We start from the raw sequence: 17,340 nt of genomic DNA, 5'->3' as shown, positions 1-17,340 counted from the left end.
GCGGAAGTGGCGACCTCCCACGACAATTCGCGTTTATGCCGGGTGGCGGCTACGCCTTATCCGGCCTACGGGTCGCGCCCACTATCGCCTCAGTAAACACGGTGTTAAGTAGGCCGGATAAGCGAAGCGCCATCCGCTCACGCCAGACGCTTGTCGGTCTTAACGCTTCACAACGCGAATGGTCTGCGCCAGGCGAGTGGGTTTCTCTTCGCTGGCTTTCTGCGGCGCGGTAACGCAGCAGGTTTCCACGCACACGAAAGTTTTGTAGCCGTCATCCGGCATATCACCCATGCTGACGGAAAGCGCCGGGCCCGGGTTCCAGGCAACGACGTTACCGTGATGGCGATGGATCACGTCGATGTTGCGCTTCAGCACGTCATCATGAATCACGCTGCACGCTTCGGCATTCAGATAAACGCGGTCGGTACGGTCAGGGAAGGTCTGGATGCCGTCTTTCAGCACGCCTTCTTCGGCATTCAGCACTTTATCAACATAGCGGTCGCCAAGGCCGCTAACTTTCACCGCCGCGATATCGCCAACGTTGAAGTAGGTGTGCAGGGCGGATGTGGTTTCAAACTCGCCGTGGGCTTCCAGTTCGATCTCGCAGGTCTTACCCAGCTTGAAGCGCGCATACAGCGTGAAGTCGTGCGGCCAGTATTTGCGGGTTTCGTCACTGCTCTGCAGTTCGAAGGTCAGCATCACGCCGTTTTCATCTTCGTCCTGGCATTTTAGCGCCCATGGCAGGTTGCGTGCAAAACCGTGCGACGGCAGCCCCTGTTGCGCTGACGGGCCGAACCATGGCCAGCAGATGGGTACGCCGCCGCGCAGGGCGACGCCGCTTTTAAATGGGGTATTGTTGCTCAACCACAAAACTTCTTCTTCACCGGCCGGTTGCCAGGAGAGCAGGTGAGCGCCCTGCAGGGCGACGGAAGCTTTTACCTGCGGGTGGTCAACGACGATAAGTTCAAGATCGTCCAGCTTGCGGCGGGAGAATGCAGGAGAAAGTTGTTCAATCACCGGGAGAGCAAAAATTTTATTGATCATTACGCCATCCTCTTTCAGGCAAAAAAAAGAGCGACCGAAGCCGCTCTTATTGATTACTTATTCATCTCAACTTATTTGGAGATGTGAGCAATCAGGTCCAGAACTTTGTTGGAGTAACCAGTTTCGTTGTCGTACCAGGAAACCAGTTTCACGAAGTTGTCGTTCAGTGCGATACCAGCTTTAGCATCGAACACGGAAGTGCAAACTTCGCCGTTGAAATCGGTAGATACAACGTCGTCTTCGGTGTAACCCAGAACGCCTTTCATTGCGCCTTCAGAAGCCGCTTTGATTGCTTTCTTGATTTCTTCGTAGGACGCTGCTTTTTCCAGACGAACGGTCAGGTCAACAACGGATACGTTCGGAGTCGGAACGCGGAACGCCATACCGGTCAGTTTGCCGTTCAGTTCTGGCAGTACTTTACCTACCGCTTTAGCAGCGCCGGTAGAGGACGGGATGATGTTCTGAGCTGCGCCGCGGCCGCCGCGCCAGTCTTTGTGAGACGGGCCATCAACGGTTTTCTGAGTGGCGGTAGTCGCGTGAACGGTGGTCATCAGGCCTTCAACGATACCGAAGTTGTCGTTGATGACTTTAGCCAGCGGAGCCAGGCAGTTGGTGGTGCAGGATGCGTTAGAAACGATGTCCTGGCCTGCGTAAGTGTCGAAGTTAGCGCCGCGAACGAACATCGGAGTGTTGTCTTTGGACGGGCCAGTCAGAACGACTTTTTTCGCGCCAGCGGTGATGTGTTTACGAGCGGTTTCGTCGGTCAGGAAGATACCGGTTGCTTCAGCAACAACGTCAACACCAACTTCGTCCCATTTCAGGTTAGCCGGGTCACGTTCAGCGGTAACACGGATTTTTTTACCGTTAACGACCAGATGACCGTCTTTCACTTCAACGGTGCCGTCGAAACGACCGTGAGTGGAGTCATACTTCAGCATGTAAGCCATGTACTCTGCGTCTAACAGGTCGTTGATTGCAACGATCTCGATGTCAGAACGTTTCTGAGCAGCACGGAAAACAATGCGACCGATACGGCCAAAACCGTTGATACCTACTTTGATAGTCATATATTCCACCAGCTATTTGTTAGTGAATAAAAGGTTGCCTGTAAAATTACAAAAACCTTACGCAGCGTCAAGCGGAATCGTGTCAATCATTGCGACAAATCAATCCTGAGCAGACCTTTGCGCGATTGATTTGCCTCACTCTCCCTTTGAGCCCAATTCCATATGGGGACTGCGTCCGGAATTTTAAAGGTCATATAAGATAAAAATGTGATTAGCATCACAATTATCTGGCTGCCTGATGGCATCGGATAAGTTTAGAACAAAAGTACAGGTTTCATTGTTAATGTTTTGTTAGAATCGACGGGTAAAGTTGCCCTTTCAAAGCGAGAAGTAATCACATGGCTAATAAACCATCTCCTGACGAGCTCAAACAAGAATTGAGCGAGATGCAGTTTTATGTGACGCAGAATCACGGTACCGAACCGCCGTTTACCGGACGGCTGCTGCATAATAAAAAAGACGGCATCTACCACTGCCTGGTCTGCGATGCGCCGCTGTTTCACTCACAATCCAAGTATGACTCCGGCTGTGGCTGGCCGAGCTTCTATGAGCCGGTGAGCGACGACGCGATTCGTTATCTCAATGATTACTCGCACGGGATGCAGCGTACGGAAATTCGCTGCGGCAATTGCGATGCGCACCTGGGGCATGTCTTCCCGGATGGCCCGCAGCCGACCGGCGAGCGTTTTTGCGTCAATTCGGCCTCTTTAAGCTTCGCCGATGACCAAAACGGCGAACGAACTAAAGGCTAAGAAACGATTCAGCAAATTATTCCAAGACGGATGAGCAGATGATGGATATCGAGCAAATTATTGCCAGTATGACGCCGGAACTGTACCAACGTTTAGCCACCGCGGTGGAGTTAGGAAAATGGCCGGACGGCGTTGCGCTGACCCCGGAACAAAAAGAAAACAGCATGCAGCTGGTGATGTTGTGGCAGGCGCGCAACAACACGGATGCGCAGCACATGACCATCGACACCAACGGTCAGATGGTGATGAAGAGTAAACAGCAATTGAAAGAGGATTTCGGTATCGTGCCGAAGCCGATTGCAACGTTCAAACCGCAGTAACCTGCCGTACTGAGCGCCCGGCCTAGCCGGGCGGCTCTTCATGTCACCCCGGTTGCGCAGGGCTTCCGGGGCTCATGCTTTATTGCGTCTTAATGCCTAACGACTCGGCCAACTGGCGGGCAAGCTGGTTTTTATCATCAGCGCCATACTCCCAGAACATACCGCCTGCTAACCCTTTGCTCTTGATGTACTCGGCTTTGATCGCCACCGAACGAGGGTTCTCGTAGGACAGGGCGAACAGCGCTTTGCCATCGGCAGAATTTACCGATAACCACGGCACCTTCGCTTCGTCATCCCAGTGTTCAGTGAAGCGTTTCTGCGGATCGTTGAGCAGTTTGGCAACAATATCGTTGTATTTCACATAGGTATCTTTGCTCAGGTCATAACCCAGCGATTTAAACAACTCGATTTGCTGCGCCCCGAAGTAAGGTTGGGTAGCCGGGTTTTTCTGCGCATCAGGCTTACTCCAGTCAATGCCAGGCTCGACGGCACGTTTCGGGACCCGGCCATAGAAACCAATCCCGAGATTCAGCTGACTCGGTTTCAGACCCGCTGCCAGATAGTTATTCACCACAAAATCGGCGCTGTATTTATCCGCTGCGGCTACGGTCGGCCAGTGGCGGGAGTCATAGAGATTTGAGTTAAAATATTGCGTGCCATAGGCCATGTCGTAAGTCATCAGATTGATGTAGTCCAGCTGCGGGGCGACCGCTTTCACGTCGACCCAGCTTTTTGGACTTTCAACATTGGCGCCCACGGCGATGGTCACCAGTTTCTTAGTGCCGACGGCGGCACGTAGTTCTTTCAGCAACGCGGTAAAGTTATCGCGATCCGCCGGCTGGCTGGCCACCAATCCCCAGGCGCCGTTAACCGGAAACTCCCAGTCAAGGTCGATGCCATCAAGGCCATACTGGTTAATGACCTGCTGGACCGAACGGATAAACACCGCCCGGCTTTCCGGCGTGGCCGCCGCGCCGGAAAATCCACGCGCGCCCCAGCCGCCGACGGAGAGCAGAACTTTCAGATCGGGATTTTGTTGACGTAGGGCCGGCAGTTTTTGTAAATCCGCCTGTACTTTTGGCGACAGCCAGATTTGATGGAGATGGTCAGGATCTTTTAGCGCATCGTTGGTCTCGTCTTTTTCATCGTTGTAGATAAGGCCGAACGAGTAGTTAAGGTGGGTTATTTGTCGGACATCAAGCTTGTCGATATCGCCGCCGGGGCCTGCGGTGACGTCGCCGCCGCCGTTAAAGTAGCCGACCGACATATAAGATTGCGCGGAAACGACAGAGGCGCAGAGCAGGGGGAATGCTGCCAGCAAGGGCAAAAGTTTCATCGGAGTTCCTCTTTGACAATAATAAATAAGCACACGCCACGGAAATGGCGTGGCGAAAAAACAGCCTGCCCACAGTATCAGCCCTTATCCGGGGAAACTGCGAGACAGCTCAATTTATCGAGGTCAACGAGGCGGTAAATACCGCCCGGCGTGAGGTGCGCCGGGCGTGAGGTCAGGGCTGAGTTTCCAGCCAGTCATCGAGGGTGTAGAGCGTGGCTCCGGCGGCGACCATTTCCATAAAGGCAACGGCGCTGTCCTGCGGCTGCAGGTTGACGCCGCGACAGCCGTCGGTGATAACGTTAACGGTGTAGCCCAAATCCAGCGCATCGAGCACGGTAAATTTAACGCAGTAATCCGTCGCGAGGCCGAGAATGTTCAGCTCCGTCACGCCGTGCGCGCGCAGCCAGCCATCCAGTTCGGTTTTCTGCCGGTGACCGTTGTCGAAAAACGCGCTGTAGCTGTCGATTGCCGGGTTTTGCCCTTTATGAAACACGGCGTTGATGGCCTGCTGTTTCAGTAACGGGTGCAGCGCGGCGCCATCGCTATGCTGCACGCAGTGATCGGGCCAGAAAGTCTGCGGTAGGCCATCGAGCTCTCCCTGGGCATAGGGCTCGGCCTGATGCTGACTGGCAAAGCTACCATGGTTGGCCGGATGCCAGTCCTGGCTTGCGATGATGGCGTCGCCGCGCGCCAGACTCCAGTCGATCAGCTGATTTGCGATATCAATGGTGCTGTCGCCTTCGGGGACGGCGAGTGCGCCGCCGGCGCAGAAATCATTTTGCAGGTCGACCAATAGCAGTGCGCGGTGGCTCATGGCTTGCTCCTTACTCATCGGGGGTCAATTCGCCGCGCAGGTTTTGCTGCATGGCGTTTCGAATGGCCGCACCATCAAGGTTCTGACTGAGCAGATAGTGTAGCTTGGTCAGCGTCGCTTCCACGGTCATATCAAAACCGCTAATGACTCCGGCCTGCGCCAGCGCGTTGCCCGTGGCATAGCCACCCATATTCACCTTACCCGACATGCATTGCGTCAGGTTCACCACCACAATGCCGCGCTGGCTGGCTTCCGCCAGGACCTGAATAAACTCGCCGTTCTGCGGCGCATTGCCTACGCCATAGGAGCGCAGGATCAGCGCTTTCACCGGCTGACGCAGGAAATTACGCACCACATCGGCAGAAATCCCAGGATAGATAGTAACCACGCCGATAGGCTGCGGCGTAATCGGGTGGACGATCAGCTCGCCATTTCCGCGTGGCGCCGGCGGGGTACCGAGACGGCGGATATGGATGCCGGCTTCCAGCAGCGGCGCCAGGTTTGGCGAAGCAAAGGCATCAAAACCGTCTGCGTGGGCCTTGGTCGTGCGGTTACCGCGATACAGACGATTATTGAAGAACAGCGAAACTTCGTTGATGGGATAGTTGGCGGCGACGTACAGCGCATTGAGCAAGTTGATTTGCCCATCGGAACGCAGCTCGGCTAGCGGGATTTGTGACCCTGTCACAATGACCGGCTTTCCTAAGTTCTCCAGCATGAACGATAGCGCCGAAGCGGTGAAGGCCATGGTATCGGTGCCGTGCAGGATAACAAAGCCATCGTATTGGTCGTAGTGGTCGCGAATATCGTCAGCGATATGCTGCCAGTCTTCCGGCGTCATATCAGACGAATCCATCAACGGCGCATATTCATGAATAGTGAAGTCCGGCATCTCCGGGCGGTGGAACTCGGGCATCAGCGCCAGCTGGCGCTGCAGGTGGCCGGAAACGGGGATATAACCGTGATCGGAGCGCTGCATACCGATGGTCCCACCGGTGTAGGCAACGTAAATCGATTTCTTTTGCATAGCATCGCTTAGGTTGGACGTGAACAGGCGCAGTATAAAGTGGCAGGCAAAAAAATAAAGCGCTAACCCTGGGAGTTGCAGAGAAGCGCTTGAATTTAATGTCGTTGAAACGCTGCCCCACTGTGGGGGCAGACGGGGAATTAACGAATATTGGCGCAGGTCAGACAGAAGGCATAGCGGTTCTGCGGATCGTTAAATGCCGCCAGTTTATCGCTTTCCGTTTTCACAACGTCTGCTGCAGCCGCAACCGGCGCAGGCAGATATGCCTGAATCGCGGCCGGCAGAGCAGCGCGCACCGAACCGGTCAGGCTATCCATCACCATCGCGAAGAACGTTGGTTCTTCCTGGTACCAGGTGATATGCCACTGTTTCAGTTTCGCCAGTTCCGCGGCTTTCGCCACCGCGTCGTCGAAATCGCCGAGGCTATCCACCAGACCATTGGCTTTGGCGTCTTCACCGGTCCAGACGTGGCCTTGCGCGATTTGGTCAATCTTCTCCGGCGTGCTCTTACGCGCGTTAGCCACCAGGGTGATAAAGCGCTTATAGCCGTTTTCGATGCTCAGCTGTATTAACTGCTGCACTTCCGGCGGCAGCGATTTGGTGGTTGAGACATCGGCCAACGGCGAGGTGGCGACGCCATCGGTATGGACGCCAATTGAACCGAGCGTATTTTCCACCGTGTTAATCACGCCAAAGATACCGATGGAGCCGGTAAGGGTGCTCGGGTTCGCCACGATGTAATCCGCCGGGGTGGAGATCCAGTAACCGCCGGATGCCGCCATGCCGCCCATTGAGACCACCACCGGTTTACCCGCCGCTTTCGCCGCCGCCAGTTCTTCGCGGATCACTTCCGAGGCGCTGACGCTGCCGCCAGGACTGTTGACGCGCAGGACGATCGCTTTGACTTTCGGATCCAGGCGCGCGTCGCGGATTTGCGCCGCGGTGGTGTCGCCGCCGACGTTACCCGGCGTTTCTTCACCATCCATGATGGCGCCGTTCGCAAAGATAACCGCTACCGCTGAACCCTGTTCAGCAGGCGCTTTGACGTTGTAATCGTAGTAGCTGATGGCGCGATAGTTGTTATCCGCTTTGCTCCAGCCAAACTGCTTAGTGAGCGCCTTTTCCACTTCCGTCGAGGTGGCCAGCTCGTCGACCAGCTTGTTATCCAGCGCGTATTTCGCGGTATCGCCATCGACTTTACGCAGACCGTCGATCACGCCCTGCGCGCCGGGGAACAGCTGCTGCGCGGTGATCTGGCGGTTAGCGGCAATAGTGTTGAGATAGTTCTGCCACAGTTCGCCGATCCAACGGCTGTCCGCTTCACGCGCAGCCGGCGACATGTCGTCGCGAATAAACGGCTCGACGGCGGATTTGTAGGTACCGACGCGGAAAACGTGGGTCGAGACTTTCAATTTATCCAGCAGCGACTTGTAGTACAGGCCGTTGGTGGCAAAGCCGTGCAGGTCGACTTCACCCTGCGGCGAGAGCCAAATTTTATTGGCGAAGCTCGCCAGGTAGTATTGCCCCTGGGTGTAGCTGCTGCCGACGGCATATACCGGTTTACCGCTGTCGCGGAACTCGCGTAGCGCTTTACCGATGTACTGCATTGAGGGCTGATCGCCGCCGACGAAGTTTTTCAGATCCAGTACGATACCGGTGATATTACGGTCGTCTTTCGCCTGGCGAATCGTCTGTACGATATCGAACAGCGAGTTCTCCTGCAGACGATCGGAACTGGCGCCGAACAGCTGGCGGCCAATGACTCCCAGTTTGCTGCTGGCGGAAGGTTTATCAACGACCACGCCGGTGATGTTCATCAGCAGCGCGCCGCGCGCGGTATGTTCCGCGGTACTGCTGCTAAACTGCGCCCAGATGCCGACGCAAATCAGCACCAGCGCCAGGAACACCAGGTTCAGCGCGAATTGGCGAATGAAATTGAGTATTCGCCATGTCCATTTAAAAAATCCGGCAAGAAATCGCCAAAGGGTTCGCATGTATTCTCCCTAATATTTTGATGATGGGTCAGCCGCAGGGGCTGCCGCGTCTGGCTATCCTAAAGAGAGTGCCGACGCTTGTCAGCAGGAATCACCCATCGGGCTGTAACAAAATCCATGCGCATGTTAATTTTATGCAAAATGACATCACAGGAGTTACACAGATGGATGCTCTCGAACTACTGGTAAATCGCCGCAGCGCGTCGCGCCTGACCGACCCGGCTCCGGCTGGTGAACAGCTGGAAAATATCCTTCACGCGGGGATGCGCGCGCCGGATCACGGCACGTTACAGCCGTGGCGGTTCTTTATTATTGCCGATGATGGCCGCGAACGCTTTAGCCAACTGCTGGAAAAAGGGGCGATGGCCGCCGGGCAGGATGAAAAAGCCATTGAAAAAGCACGTAATGCGCCGTTCCGCGCACCGCTGATTATCGCGGTGGTCGCACGCTGTGAAGAACATCCGAAGGTACCGCTGTGGGAACAGGAAATGTCCGCAGGATGTGCGGTGATGGCGATGCAAATGGCCGCAGTGGCGCAGGGCTATAACGGTATCTGGCGTAGCGGCGCGTTAACCGAGAGTCCGGTTGTCCGCGAAGGCTTTGGCTGCCGCGAGCAGGACAAAATTGTCGGTTTCCTCTATCTCGGCACGCCGCAGTTAAAAGCATCAACCACGTTTGCGCGTCCGGATACCGCGCCGTTCGTCACGCGCTTCTGAGTCAGCGCTTGTTCCGCCGGGCGGCGTTGTTGCTTACCGGGCTACAGCGCTGTGCGATTTGGTAGCCCGGAGAAGGCGCGTCAAGCGCCGCCTCCGGGAGTTCAACGGCGATGACGTTACTTCTGCGTTTTGGCGAATTCATCTTTGGCTTTCTGCAACTGCTGCTGGAAGGCCGGGTTGGTGTGCAGGGTCGCCACTACCGCCGAGCCGACTATCCGCGCCGCATCGACGTCGCTCTGCCAATGATAGCCGCAGATAACCCGGCTTTCGCCCAGCTCATAGCCGCGCTTAAGAATTTCGTTTTGCCGCTGCGGATTGATCTCCGCCAGTACCAGCGCGGTTGCCCAACCGATAGAGGTGTGGCCGGAAGGGTAAGAGCCGTTTTTCGACAGCTTGTCCTGCTCGGTGGTGTTACAGGTTGAAACGCCGTAGAACGCAAACGGGCGAATGCGCATATATTTCTCTTTCGCGCTGCGGGTGGCCAGATCGCCGGCATCCTCAATCATATTTGTCAGCAGCTTATGTAACTGCGGCGCGTCTTTTTCGGTGATGGGCGAACCAAAGGCGCTGGAGAAGGCATTCGCCACGCCGCCGGCGCTCAGGTTGGCATCTTCAGCCGCCAGTTTACCGCGTTCAGTATTACGCAGCAGCCGTCCCTTCTCATACATCGCCTGATCGTTCAAAAATGCAATGCTGCCGACTTCCGGCGGCGGCGGCAACAGCGCCAGACTATCGATGGCCTGGGCATTTTTCAGATAATAGAGATCGGGTTTAGTGGTTGCATCGTTGCCGGCAGGGACCAGTGCGAAAGCGTTAACGGAAAACAGGCTGGCGAGGCAGAGGGCGAGAACGCGCTTTTTCATCTACATTTCCTTACGGTGTTATATGTCCAGAACAATGGTTTTGTTTTTAGTCACATTTTTGTCATCTGTAAGTAAAAGTTAAAATCACATTGAAAAAATTGTTCGGTATCGCAAAAACGCATATTTGTCTGCTTAATGAGCAACCACTCGCGATTTCGGACTGTCGCACTTATCACCTTGCCGTTTGGGCGCTACCATAGCGGGATTGCAATGACAGGAGATGTCCATGAGCGAGCAAGCTATTCGTTTAACGCAATACAGCCACGGAGCCGGTTGCGGTTGTAAAATTTCCCCTAAAGTGCTGGAAACCATTCTGCATAGCGAGCAGGCGAAGTTTGTCGACCCGAACCTGCTTGTCGGCAACGAAACCAGCGACGATGCGGCGGTCTACGATCTGGGTAACGGGACGTCGATCATCAGCACCACCGATTTTTTCATGCCGATCGTCGATAATCCTTTTGATTTTGGCCGTATCGCGGCGACTAACGCCATCAGCGACATTTTCGCCATGGGCGGCAAACCGATTATGGCGATTGCGATACTTGGCTGGCCAATCAACACGCTGGCGCCGGAGATTGCTCGCGAAGTGGTTGAAGGCGGGCGTTTTGCCTGCCAGCAGGCCGGGATTGCGCTGGCGGGCGGTCACTCTATCGATGCGCCGGAACCGATTTTCGGGCTCGCGGTGACCGGCGTGGTACCAACCGAACGTATCAAGAAAAACAGCACCGCGCAGGCGGGCTGCAAGCTGTATCTGACCAAACCTCTGGGTATTGGCGTGCTGACTACCGCCGAGAAGAAATCGCTGCTGAAGCCGGAACATCAGGGGCTGGCGACGGAGACCATGTGTCAGATGAACCTTGCCGGCGCCGCATTTGCCAATATCGAAGGGGTAAAAGCGATGACGGACGTCACCGGTTTCGGCCTGCTGGGGCATCTCAGCGAAGTCTGCCGCGGCGCGGGCGTTCAGGCGCAGCTAAACTACGCCGATATTCCTAAACTGCCGGGTGTTGAAGCCTATATCGCCGCCGGAGCGGTGCCGGGCGGCACCGGACGCAACTTTGCCAGCTACGGCCACTTGATGGGCGAGATGCCGGCGGCATGGCGCGATCTGCTGTGCGATCCGCAAACTTCCGGCGGCCTGCTGCTGGCGGTAACGCCGGAAGCTGAAGCCGAAGTCCAGGCCGCTGCCGCGGAATTTGGCATCAAGCTTGCCGCCATTGGCGAGCTGGTAACCGCCCGCGGCGGGCGTCCAATGATCGAGATCCGTTGATTAGATGCGGTTGTTTATTGCAGAAAAACCGAGTCTCGGTCGCGCTATCGCCGATGTGTTGCCTAAACCGCATCGTAAAGGCGATGGCTTTATTGAGTGCGGCAACGGGCAGGTGGTCACCTGGTGTATCGGTCACCTGCTGGAGCAGGCGCAGCCGGATGTTTACGACGGACGCTACGCGCGCTGGAACCTGCTCGATCTACCTATCGTTCCGGAAAAGTGGCAACTGCAACCAAAACCGTCGGTCACCAAACAGCTGAACGTCATCAAGCGCCTGCTTGGCGAGGCGCAGGAAGTGGTTCACGCGGGCGACCCGGATAGAGAAGGGCAACTGCTGGTCGATGAGGTGCTGGACTACCTGCAGCTGGCGCCGGAAAAGCGCCAGCAGGTGCAGCGTTGCCTGATTAACGACCTCAACCCACAGGCGGTTGAACGGGCGATTAACCGCCTGCGCGCGAATAGCGAGTTTGTCCCGCTGTGCGTGTCGGCGCTGGCCCGCGCTCGCGCCGACTGGCTGTACGGCATCAACATGACCCGCGCCTACACCATTCTCGGGCGTAATGCCGGCTATCAGGGGGTGTTGTCGGTTGGCCGCGTACAGACGCCGGTGTTGGGGCTGGTGGTGCGTCGCGATGAAGAGATCGAGAACTTCGTCGCCAAAGATTTCTTTGACGTCAAAGCGCATATTGTTACGCCAAAAGACGAGCGGTTTATCGCCACCTGGGTGCCAAGCGAAGCCTGCGAACCCTATCAGGATGAAGAGGGGCGTTTACTGCATCGTCCGCTGGCCGAGCATGTGGTTAAACGTATCGAAGGACAGCCGGCAATCGTGACCGGCTATAACGATAAGCGCGATTCCGAACCGGCGCCGCTACCGTTTTCGCTGTCGGCGTTACAGATCGAAGCGGCCAAACGTTTCGGCTTCAGCGCCCAGAACGTGCTGGATATCTGCCAGAAGCTGTATGAGACCCACAAACTGATTACCTATCCGCGCTCGGATAGCCGCTACCTGCCGGAGGAACATTTTGCCGGCCGCCATGCGGTATTGAATGCGATTAGCGTCCATGCGCCGGATCTGCTGCCGCAGCCGGTGATGGATCCGGAGATCCGCAACCGCTGTTGGGATGATAAAAAGGTCGATGCGCACCACGCCATTATCCCGACCGCGCGCAGCAGTCAGGTCAAACTCAACGATAACGAAGAGAAGGTATACAACCTGATCGCTCGTCAGTATCTGATGCAGTTCTGCCCGGATGCGGTATTCCGCAAGTGCCAGATTGACCTTGATATTGCTAACGGCAAATTTGTCGCTAAGGCCCGCTTCCTCGCCGAAGCGGGCTGGCGCGCGCTGCTTGGCAACAAAGAGCGCGACGAAGAGAACGATGGTACGCCGCTGCCGGTGGTCGCCAAAGGCGATGAGCTATTGTGCGAAAAAGGTGAAGTGGTGGAGCGACAGACCCAGCCGCCGCGCCACTTTACCGACGCGACGTTACTGTCGGCGATGACCGGTATTGCCCGCTTTGTGCAGGATAAAGAACTGAAAAAGATCCTCCGCGCGACCGACGGTCTGGGGACGGAAGCGACCCGCGCCGGGATTATTGAGCTGCTGTTTAAGCGCGGTTTCCTGAATAAAAAGGGGCGCTATATCCACTCATCGGATGCCGGTCGGGCGCTAATCCATTCCCTGCCGGAAATGGCCGCACGCCCGGATATGACCGCCCATTGGGAATCGGTATTGACGCAAATCAGCGAAAAACAGTGCCGCTATCAGGACTTTATGCAGCCGCTGGTGGGGACGCTGTTCCAGCTTATCGATCAGGCGCGGAGCACGCCGGTGCGCCAGTTCCGCGGGCTGGCCGCGCCAGGCGGGGCGAAAAAGTCGTTTAGTAAAGGGAAGGGCAAGCCGAAAGGGAAAAAGCCGGCGGCGGACATCGCGCCGGAAAATCCGCAATAATTTCTCCGCCCCTCGCCACTGAGGGGCTTAGCTAAAACGCCCTTCCGCCTGAGGGCGCTTAACCCGGCTGAGGGTTTTCCCGCATATCATTTCCGCCTTCTTGCTCTAAACTAGGGGCATTGATGTTAAAGAAGGGATGATGATGGTAAACGATCCAATGGACAGTATCCTCAAAATCAGATCAGTCAGCACCATGGCTGAACTGCAACGACACGTCAGAAATGTGATGTCTGCTTTTGGCTATGACCGGATCGTACTATTTTCTATTTCCCCACTACGTACTCCCTATATTGAACGCATTTACTGGATTGAAGGGCACTGGTTTGACGATGAGGTAGATGAACAAACCTACCTGCAGCGCTGTCCGGTCAACCAGCATTTTATCCATGCCTCCCGGCCATTTTTGTGGCGAAAAACCGGTAGTGACACGGCCAGCGGTGAGTATCAAATTGTCGACGTTCCCCTGAAAGGCGCGCTTCATGGCATGCAGATCCCCATTTTTGGCCACACCGGTATTGAAGGTGCGCTGAGCCTTGGCGGCATGGCCATCGACGCTTCACCGCGAGCCGAAATGCTGCTGCTGTTACTGGGCATAGAGGCATTTCATTGCGCGCGGAGATTGTTGAGCTCTGCTGAGGAAGGTAATGCAACCGTACTGACCCGCAGAGAAATCGAAGTACTTACTCTGGTAGCCAAAGGGCTTAGGCAGGGAGACATTGCCGCCGTGCTGGGGATCTCTGAACGTACGGTGGAGAATCATTTGCGCCATGCGCGCGGTCGCCTGAAGGTGGTGACCACGGCGCAGGCCGTCCAGGTGGCGATGCTGAACGGTGAAATATCGCCGCCTCACAGTGAATAATCTCTATATCCGCAGATGAAAAGGAAAAGATGATGAGCGAACAAATCAGTAAACAACCGCAGGTGGACCATGCTGAAGAGAATGCTTTTTTTCCTTCGGCCTATTCTCTCAGCCAATTTACCAGCGCGGTGTCTGACCTTAGCGGCGCTGATTATACGCGGCGCTATAATGGACGGCGTAAAGTGCTGGTTATCGCCGCCGATGAACGTTATCTGCCCACCGATAACGGCACGCTCTTTTCGACCGGTAATCATCCGGTGGAGACGCTATTGCCGATGTACCATCTGCATGCCGCAGGTTTCGATTTTGATATTGCAACGCTCTCCGGGCAAATGGTCAAGTTTGAATACTGGGCGATGCCGCGAGAAGACCAAAAGATTATGCCGTTCTTCGAGCGTTATCTGCCGCAGTTCCGCCAGCCGCTGGCGCTTTCTGACGTCTTAGCGCAACTGGATGCTGATAGCGATTATGCGGCGGTATTTATTCCCGGCGGCCACGGTGCGCTTATCGGCCTGCCGGAGAGTGAAGACGTCGCCGAAACGCTGCGCTGGGCGCTACGACACGATCGGTTTGTGATTTCGCTCTGTCACGGCCCGGCGGCGTTCCTCGCGTTACGCCATGGGGAGAATCCGTTAAACGGTTATGCCATTTGCGCGTTTCCAGATGCCGCCGATAAACAAACGCCGGATATCGGCTATATGCCCGGTCACCTGACCTGGTATTTTGGTGAAGCGTTGAAAGCAATGGGGCTTGAGATCGTAAATAGCGATATCAAAGGTCGTGTGCATCAGGACCGTAAAGTGCTAACCGGGGACAGCCCTTTTGCGGCGAATGCGCTCGGTCAGCTGGCGGCAAAAGCGTTGCTCGACGAATATGCAAAGTAACAGCAATCTGATGATGAGGGGGAGCAGTGAAGTATATCTCAATTAGTCAACCGGGCGGCCCGGAGGTTCTTCAGATTGGTGAAGGCGACATCCCTTCGGTCGGTGATAACGACGTCCTGATCCAGGTTAAAGCGGCTGGCGTCAATCGGCCGGATATCTTACAGCGACAGGGCGTATATCCGATGCCGGAAGGGGTAACGCCGATACCCGGGCTGGAAGTCGCTGGGGTGGTCGCGGCGGTAGGATCGCAGGTGACGGATTTTCATCCCGGCGATAAAGTTTGCGCCCTGACCAACGGTGGTGGCTATGCGGAGTATTGCTCGGTACCGGCAGGGCAAACGCTGCCAATACCGCCTGGGCTGAGCTTTAGCGAAGCGGCGGCGATACCTGAAACTTTCTTTACCGTGTGGGCGAACCTGTTTCAGATGGGCCGGGCGCAACCTCATGAAAGCGTCTTGATTCACGGCGGGGCCAGCGGCATCGGGACGACGGCGATCCTGTTGTGCCATGAGTTAGGTATGAAAGTCTATACCACCGTTGGGCAGGAAGAAAAAGTGGCGGCGCTGCGTCCTTATGCTACGGCCATTAATTATAAAACCGATGATTTCGCAGAGAAAATCAATCAGTTGACCGATGGTAAAGGCGTCGACGTTATTCTCGATATCGTGGGTGGACCCTATTTTAATCGTAACCTGGAACTGCTGAAGCGAGACGGGCGGCTGGTGATTATCGGCTTTATGGGCGGGCGAATCGCCCATGATGTTGATATTCAAACCTTGATGCTCAAGCGCGCGACCGTGACCGGTTCAACGATGCGCGGCAGAAGTGCGGAAGAAAAAAGGCAGATCGCTCTGGCGCTGAAGGACCACGTCTGGCCGCTGCTGTCGCAGGGTAAATGTAAGCCGCTGATTTACGCCAGCTATCCGATGGCTGAAATCGCGCAGGCGCATGCCTGCCTCGATAGCGGTAATCATCTGGGGAAAGTGGTGATTACCATGGAGTAGCGTTGATATCCCCGACGCCGGGCGTCGGGGATAAAGGCACAGATTAAATCACACCCTGCGCCAGCATGGCGTCAGCGACCTTGACGAAGCCGGCGATATTGGCGCCGCGAACGTAGTTGGTCTGTTTCTCTTCACCGCCGTATTCGACGCAGGCGTGGTGAATATCCAACATAATGTGGTGCAGACGCGCATCCACTTTCTCCGCTTTCCAGCCCATACGCGCGGCGTTTTGCGCCATTTCAAGGCCGGATGTGGCGACGCCGCCAGCGTTGGCTGCTTTGCCCGGCGCGAACAGCACGCCAGCGTCGAGGAACAGATCGGTGGCGGCAATGGTGGTGGGCATGTTGGCGCCTTCGGCAACCGCTTTAACGCCATTGGCGATCAGCATTTGCGCGGCATCGACGTCCAGTTCGTTCTGGGTCGCGCACGGCAGCGCGATATCTACCGGCACTGACCACGGCTGTTGGCCTTCGAGGTAGGTCAGACCGAATTCGCGCGCGTAGTCGGCGACGCGGCCGTGGCTACGCTCTTTAATATCGATCAGACGGGCCAGTTTCTCTTTGGTGAAGCCGGCTTCGTCTACCACCGTACCGTTGGAATCGGAGGCGGTAATGACGCGCGCGCCGAATTCCATGGCTTTCTCAATGGCGAACTGCGCCACGTTGCCGGAGCCGGAGACCGCGACGCGCATCCCTTCGAAGCCAAGACCGTGGCGCTTGAGCATCGCTTCTGTAAAGTAAACCAGACCGTAACCGGTGGCCTCGGGGCGGATGAGACTGCCGCCGAAGGAGAGACCTTTGCCGGTGAAGACGCAGGCGCTATTGTTGGAAAGCTTGCGCATCATGCCGGCCATAAAACCGACTTCGCGGCCGCCAACGCCGATATCGCCCGCCGGCACGTCGGTGTCCGGGCCGAGATGACGATATAGTTCGGTCATCAAAGCCTGGCAGAAGCGCATCACTTCGCCGTCGCTTTTACCTTTCGGGTCGAAATCGCTGCCGCCTTTACCGCCGCCCATCGGCAGCGTGGTGAGGGCGTTTTTGAAGGTCTGTTCGAAGCCCAGGAACTTAAGGATCGACAGGTTGACCGACGGGTGGAAGCGCATGCCGCCTTTGTACGGGCCAATCGCGGAGTTGAACTGCACGCGCCAGGCGCGGTTAACCTGAACCTGATTGCGATCGTCAACCCAGACGACGCGGAACTGGATGACGCGCTCCGGTTCGACCAGGCGTTCCAGCAAATTGAGCTGACGATAGCGCGGATTCTGTTCAAGGAACGGCCACAGAGTGGTCATCACTTCGCGGACGGCTTGAGCGAATTCAGTTTGATGCGGGTCGCGCTGTTGAACGCGGGCGAGAAAACTTTCCAGAGTACACGCCTGATCCATAGATGTAATTTCCCCTTACGGTTGTGGTTGCTTGTTATTTTTTATACCC

The 17,340-nt window shown here is 56.1% G+C and carries 17 protein-coding genes; 8 read left to right on the top strand and 9 right to left on the bottom strand.

Annotated features, from left to right (window positions below):
* Positions 1 to 159 precede the first annotated feature (159 nt).
* Together PGQ95_RS11450 and gapA are read right to left on the bottom strand one after the other, a co-directional pair.
* Positions 160 to 1,044, bottom strand: a complete 885-nt coding sequence (locus PGQ95_RS11450; protein WP_430918134.1) for a D-hexose-6-phosphate mutarotase — start codon at positions 1,042 to 1,044, stop codon at positions 160 to 162.
* Between the two features lie 71 nt (positions 1,045 to 1,115).
* The gene (gene gapA, locus PGQ95_RS11445) at positions 1,116 to 2,111 is read right to left on the bottom strand and encodes a glyceraldehyde-3-phosphate dehydrogenase (protein WP_004203784.1); all 996 of its coding nucleotides are present in this window, start codon (positions 2,109 to 2,111) and stop codon (positions 1,116 to 1,118) included.
* A 338-nt stretch (positions 2,112 to 2,449) separates the two neighbouring features.
* Between gapA and msrB the strand changes: the two genes are divergently transcribed.
* Together msrB and PGQ95_RS11435 are read left to right on the top strand one after the other, a co-directional pair.
* Positions 2,450 to 2,863, top strand: a complete 414-nt coding sequence (gene msrB, locus PGQ95_RS11440; RefSeq protein ID WP_213316369.1) for a peptide-methionine (R)-S-oxide reductase MsrB — start codon at positions 2,450 to 2,452, stop codon at positions 2,861 to 2,863.
* Positions 2,864 to 2,904: 41 nt separating this feature from the next.
* On the top strand, positions 2,905 to 3,183 hold the full coding sequence (locus PGQ95_RS11435) for a YeaC family protein (RefSeq protein WP_015366149.1): 279 nt from the start codon (positions 2,905 to 2,907) through the stop codon (positions 3,181 to 3,183).
* Between the two features lie 79 nt (positions 3,184 to 3,262).
* On the opposite strand, the gene PGQ95_RS11430 is transcribed toward PGQ95_RS11435, so the two are convergent.
* The 4 genes from PGQ95_RS11430 to sppA form a co-directional block, all read right to left on the bottom strand.
* Positions 3,263 to 4,519 carry a glycoside hydrolase family 18 protein gene (locus tag PGQ95_RS11430; RefSeq protein ID WP_213316367.1) on the bottom strand — a complete coding sequence of 419 codons (1,257 nt, stop codon included), beginning with the start codon at positions 4,517 to 4,519 and terminating at the stop codon, positions 3,263 to 3,265.
* A 172-nt stretch (positions 4,520 to 4,691) separates the two neighbouring features.
* On the bottom strand, positions 4,692 to 5,333 hold the full coding sequence (gene pncA, locus PGQ95_RS11425; protein WP_430918131.1) for a bifunctional nicotinamidase/pyrazinamidase: 642 nt from the start codon (positions 5,331 to 5,333) through the stop codon (positions 4,692 to 4,694).
* A gap of 10 nt (positions 5,334 to 5,343) precedes the next feature.
* Positions 5,344 to 6,360, bottom strand: coding sequence for an asparaginase (gene ansA / locus PGQ95_RS11420; RefSeq protein WP_430918129.1), 1,017 nt, complete (start codon positions 6,358 to 6,360; stop codon positions 5,344 to 5,346).
* Positions 6,361 to 6,500: 140 nt separating this feature from the next.
* Positions 6,501 to 8,354 carry a signal peptide peptidase SppA gene (sppA, locus tag PGQ95_RS11415; RefSeq protein WP_047045111.1) on the bottom strand — a complete coding sequence of 618 codons (1,854 nt, stop codon included), beginning with the start codon at positions 8,352 to 8,354 and terminating at the stop codon, positions 6,501 to 6,503.
* A 164-nt stretch (positions 8,355 to 8,518) separates the two neighbouring features.
* Here sppA and PGQ95_RS11410 point away from each other — a divergent pair, with 164 nt between their 5' ends.
* Positions 8,519 to 9,070 (top strand): NAD(P)H nitroreductase, encoded by a 552-nt coding sequence (locus PGQ95_RS11410; protein WP_072383763.1) that lies wholly within the window; start codon positions 8,519 to 8,521, stop codon positions 9,068 to 9,070.
* A gap of 1 nt (position 9,071) precedes the next feature.
* On the opposite strand, the gene PGQ95_RS11405 is transcribed toward PGQ95_RS11410, so the two are convergent.
* The gene (locus tag PGQ95_RS11405; protein WP_430918126.1) at positions 9,072 to 9,212 is read right to left on the bottom strand and encodes a hypothetical protein; all 141 of its coding nucleotides are present in this window, start codon (positions 9,210 to 9,212) and stop codon (positions 9,072 to 9,074) included.
* Complete coding sequence (gene phoC / locus PGQ95_RS11400; protein ID WP_015705781.1) at positions 9,187 to 9,933, bottom strand: acid phosphatase PhoC; 747 nt, start codon at positions 9,931 to 9,933, stop codon at positions 9,187 to 9,189. Before phoC ends, PGQ95_RS11405 begins: the two co-directional genes overlap by 26 nt.
* A 226-nt stretch (positions 9,934 to 10,159) precedes the next feature.
* Between phoC and selD the strand changes: the two genes are divergently transcribed.
* From selD to PGQ95_RS11375, 5 genes are all read left to right on the top strand, one after another.
* Entirely contained in the window at positions 10,160 to 11,203 is a 1,044-nt protein-coding gene (selD, locus tag PGQ95_RS11395; protein WP_032708315.1) for a selenide, water dikinase SelD, read from the top strand.
* 4 nt (positions 11,204 to 11,207) lie between these two features.
* Positions 11,208 to 13,157 carry a DNA topoisomerase III gene (locus PGQ95_RS11390; RefSeq protein WP_087859328.1) on the top strand — a complete coding sequence of 650 codons (1,950 nt, stop codon included), beginning with the start codon at positions 11,208 to 11,210 and terminating at the stop codon, positions 13,155 to 13,157.
* 136 nt (positions 13,158 to 13,293) lie between these two features.
* On the top strand, positions 13,294 to 14,016 hold the full coding sequence (locus tag PGQ95_RS11385; protein ID WP_430918124.1) for a PA1136 family autoinducer-binding transcriptional regulator: 723 nt from the start codon (positions 13,294 to 13,296) through the stop codon (positions 14,014 to 14,016).
* A gap of 32 nt (positions 14,017 to 14,048) precedes the next feature.
* Entirely contained in the window at positions 14,049 to 14,900 is an 852-nt protein-coding gene (hchA, locus tag PGQ95_RS11380; protein ID WP_430918311.1) for a glyoxalase III HchA, read from the top strand.
* Positions 14,901 to 14,926: 26 nt separating this feature from the next.
* On the top strand, positions 14,927 to 15,904 hold the full coding sequence (locus PGQ95_RS11375; RefSeq protein WP_430918122.1) for an NAD(P)H-quinone oxidoreductase: 978 nt from the start codon (positions 14,927 to 14,929) through the stop codon (positions 15,902 to 15,904).
* Between the two features lie 43 nt (positions 15,905 to 15,947).
* Here the strand turns inward: PGQ95_RS11375 and gdhA are convergent, their stop codons facing one another.
* Entirely contained in the window at positions 15,948 to 17,291 is a 1,344-nt protein-coding gene (gene gdhA / locus PGQ95_RS11370) for an NADP-specific glutamate dehydrogenase (RefSeq protein WP_015705776.1), read from the bottom strand.
* Between the last annotated feature and the right edge of the window lie 49 nt (positions 17,292 to 17,340).

Origin of the sequence: Klebsiella sp. 141240 (genome assembly GCF_050600805.1) — a bacterium.
Classification (GTDB): domain Bacteria; phylum Pseudomonadota; class Gammaproteobacteria; order Enterobacterales; family Enterobacteriaceae; genus Klebsiella; species Klebsiella aerogenes.
Note: the sequence above shows the minus strand (reverse complement) of the source record. Positions and strands in the feature narration are given on the sequence as shown.

What these genes read in the sequence shown, in the direction of transcription:
- PGQ95_RS11450 (WP_430918134.1), bottom strand. Translation starts at nt 1,044, where the DNA reads ATGATCAATAAAATTTTTGCTCTCCCGGTGATTGAACAACTTTCTCCT.
- gapA (WP_004203784.1), bottom strand. Translation starts at nt 2,111, where the DNA reads ATGACTATCAAAGTAGGTATCAACGGTTTTGGCCGTATCGGTCGCATT.
- msrB (WP_213316369.1), top strand. Translation starts at nt 2,450, where the DNA reads ATGGCTAATAAACCATCTCCTGACGAGCTCAAACAAGAATTGAGCGAG.
- PGQ95_RS11435 (WP_015366149.1), top strand. Translation starts at nt 2,905, where the DNA reads ATGGATATCGAGCAAATTATTGCCAGTATGACGCCGGAACTGTACCAA.
- PGQ95_RS11430 (WP_213316367.1), bottom strand. Translation starts at nt 4,519, where the DNA reads ATGAAACTTTTGCCCTTGCTGGCAGCATTCCCCCTGCTCTGCGCCTCT.
- pncA (WP_430918131.1), bottom strand. Translation starts at nt 5,333, where the DNA reads ATGAGCCACCGCGCACTGCTATTGGTCGACCTGCAAAATGATTTCTGC.
- ansA (WP_430918129.1), bottom strand. Translation starts at nt 6,360, where the DNA reads ATGCAAAAGAAATCGATTTACGTTGCCTACACCGGTGGGACCATCGGT.
- sppA (WP_047045111.1), bottom strand. Translation starts at nt 8,354, where the DNA reads ATGCGAACCCTTTGGCGATTTCTTGCCGGATTTTTTAAATGGACATGG.
- PGQ95_RS11410 (WP_072383763.1), top strand. Translation starts at nt 8,519, where the DNA reads ATGGATGCTCTCGAACTACTGGTAAATCGCCGCAGCGCGTCGCGCCTG.
- PGQ95_RS11405 (WP_430918126.1), bottom strand. Translation starts at nt 9,212, where the DNA reads ATGAATTCGCCAAAACGCAGAAGTAACGTCATCGCCGTTGAACTCCCG.
- phoC (WP_015705781.1), bottom strand. Translation starts at nt 9,933, where the DNA reads ATGAAAAAGCGCGTTCTCGCCCTCTGCCTCGCCAGCCTGTTTTCCGTT.
- selD (WP_032708315.1), top strand. Translation starts at nt 10,160, where the DNA reads ATGAGCGAGCAAGCTATTCGTTTAACGCAATACAGCCACGGAGCCGGT.
- PGQ95_RS11390 (WP_087859328.1), top strand. Translation starts at nt 11,208, where the DNA reads ATGCGGTTGTTTATTGCAGAAAAACCGAGTCTCGGTCGCGCTATCGCC.
- PGQ95_RS11385 (WP_430918124.1), top strand. Translation starts at nt 13,294, where the DNA reads ATGATGATGGTAAACGATCCAATGGACAGTATCCTCAAAATCAGATCA.
- hchA (WP_430918311.1), top strand. Translation starts at nt 14,049, where the DNA reads ATGAGCGAACAAATCAGTAAACAACCGCAGGTGGACCATGCTGAAGAG.
- gdhA (WP_015705776.1), bottom strand. Translation starts at nt 17,291, where the DNA reads ATGGATCAGGCGTGTACTCTGGAAAGTTTTCTCGCCCGCGTTCAACAG.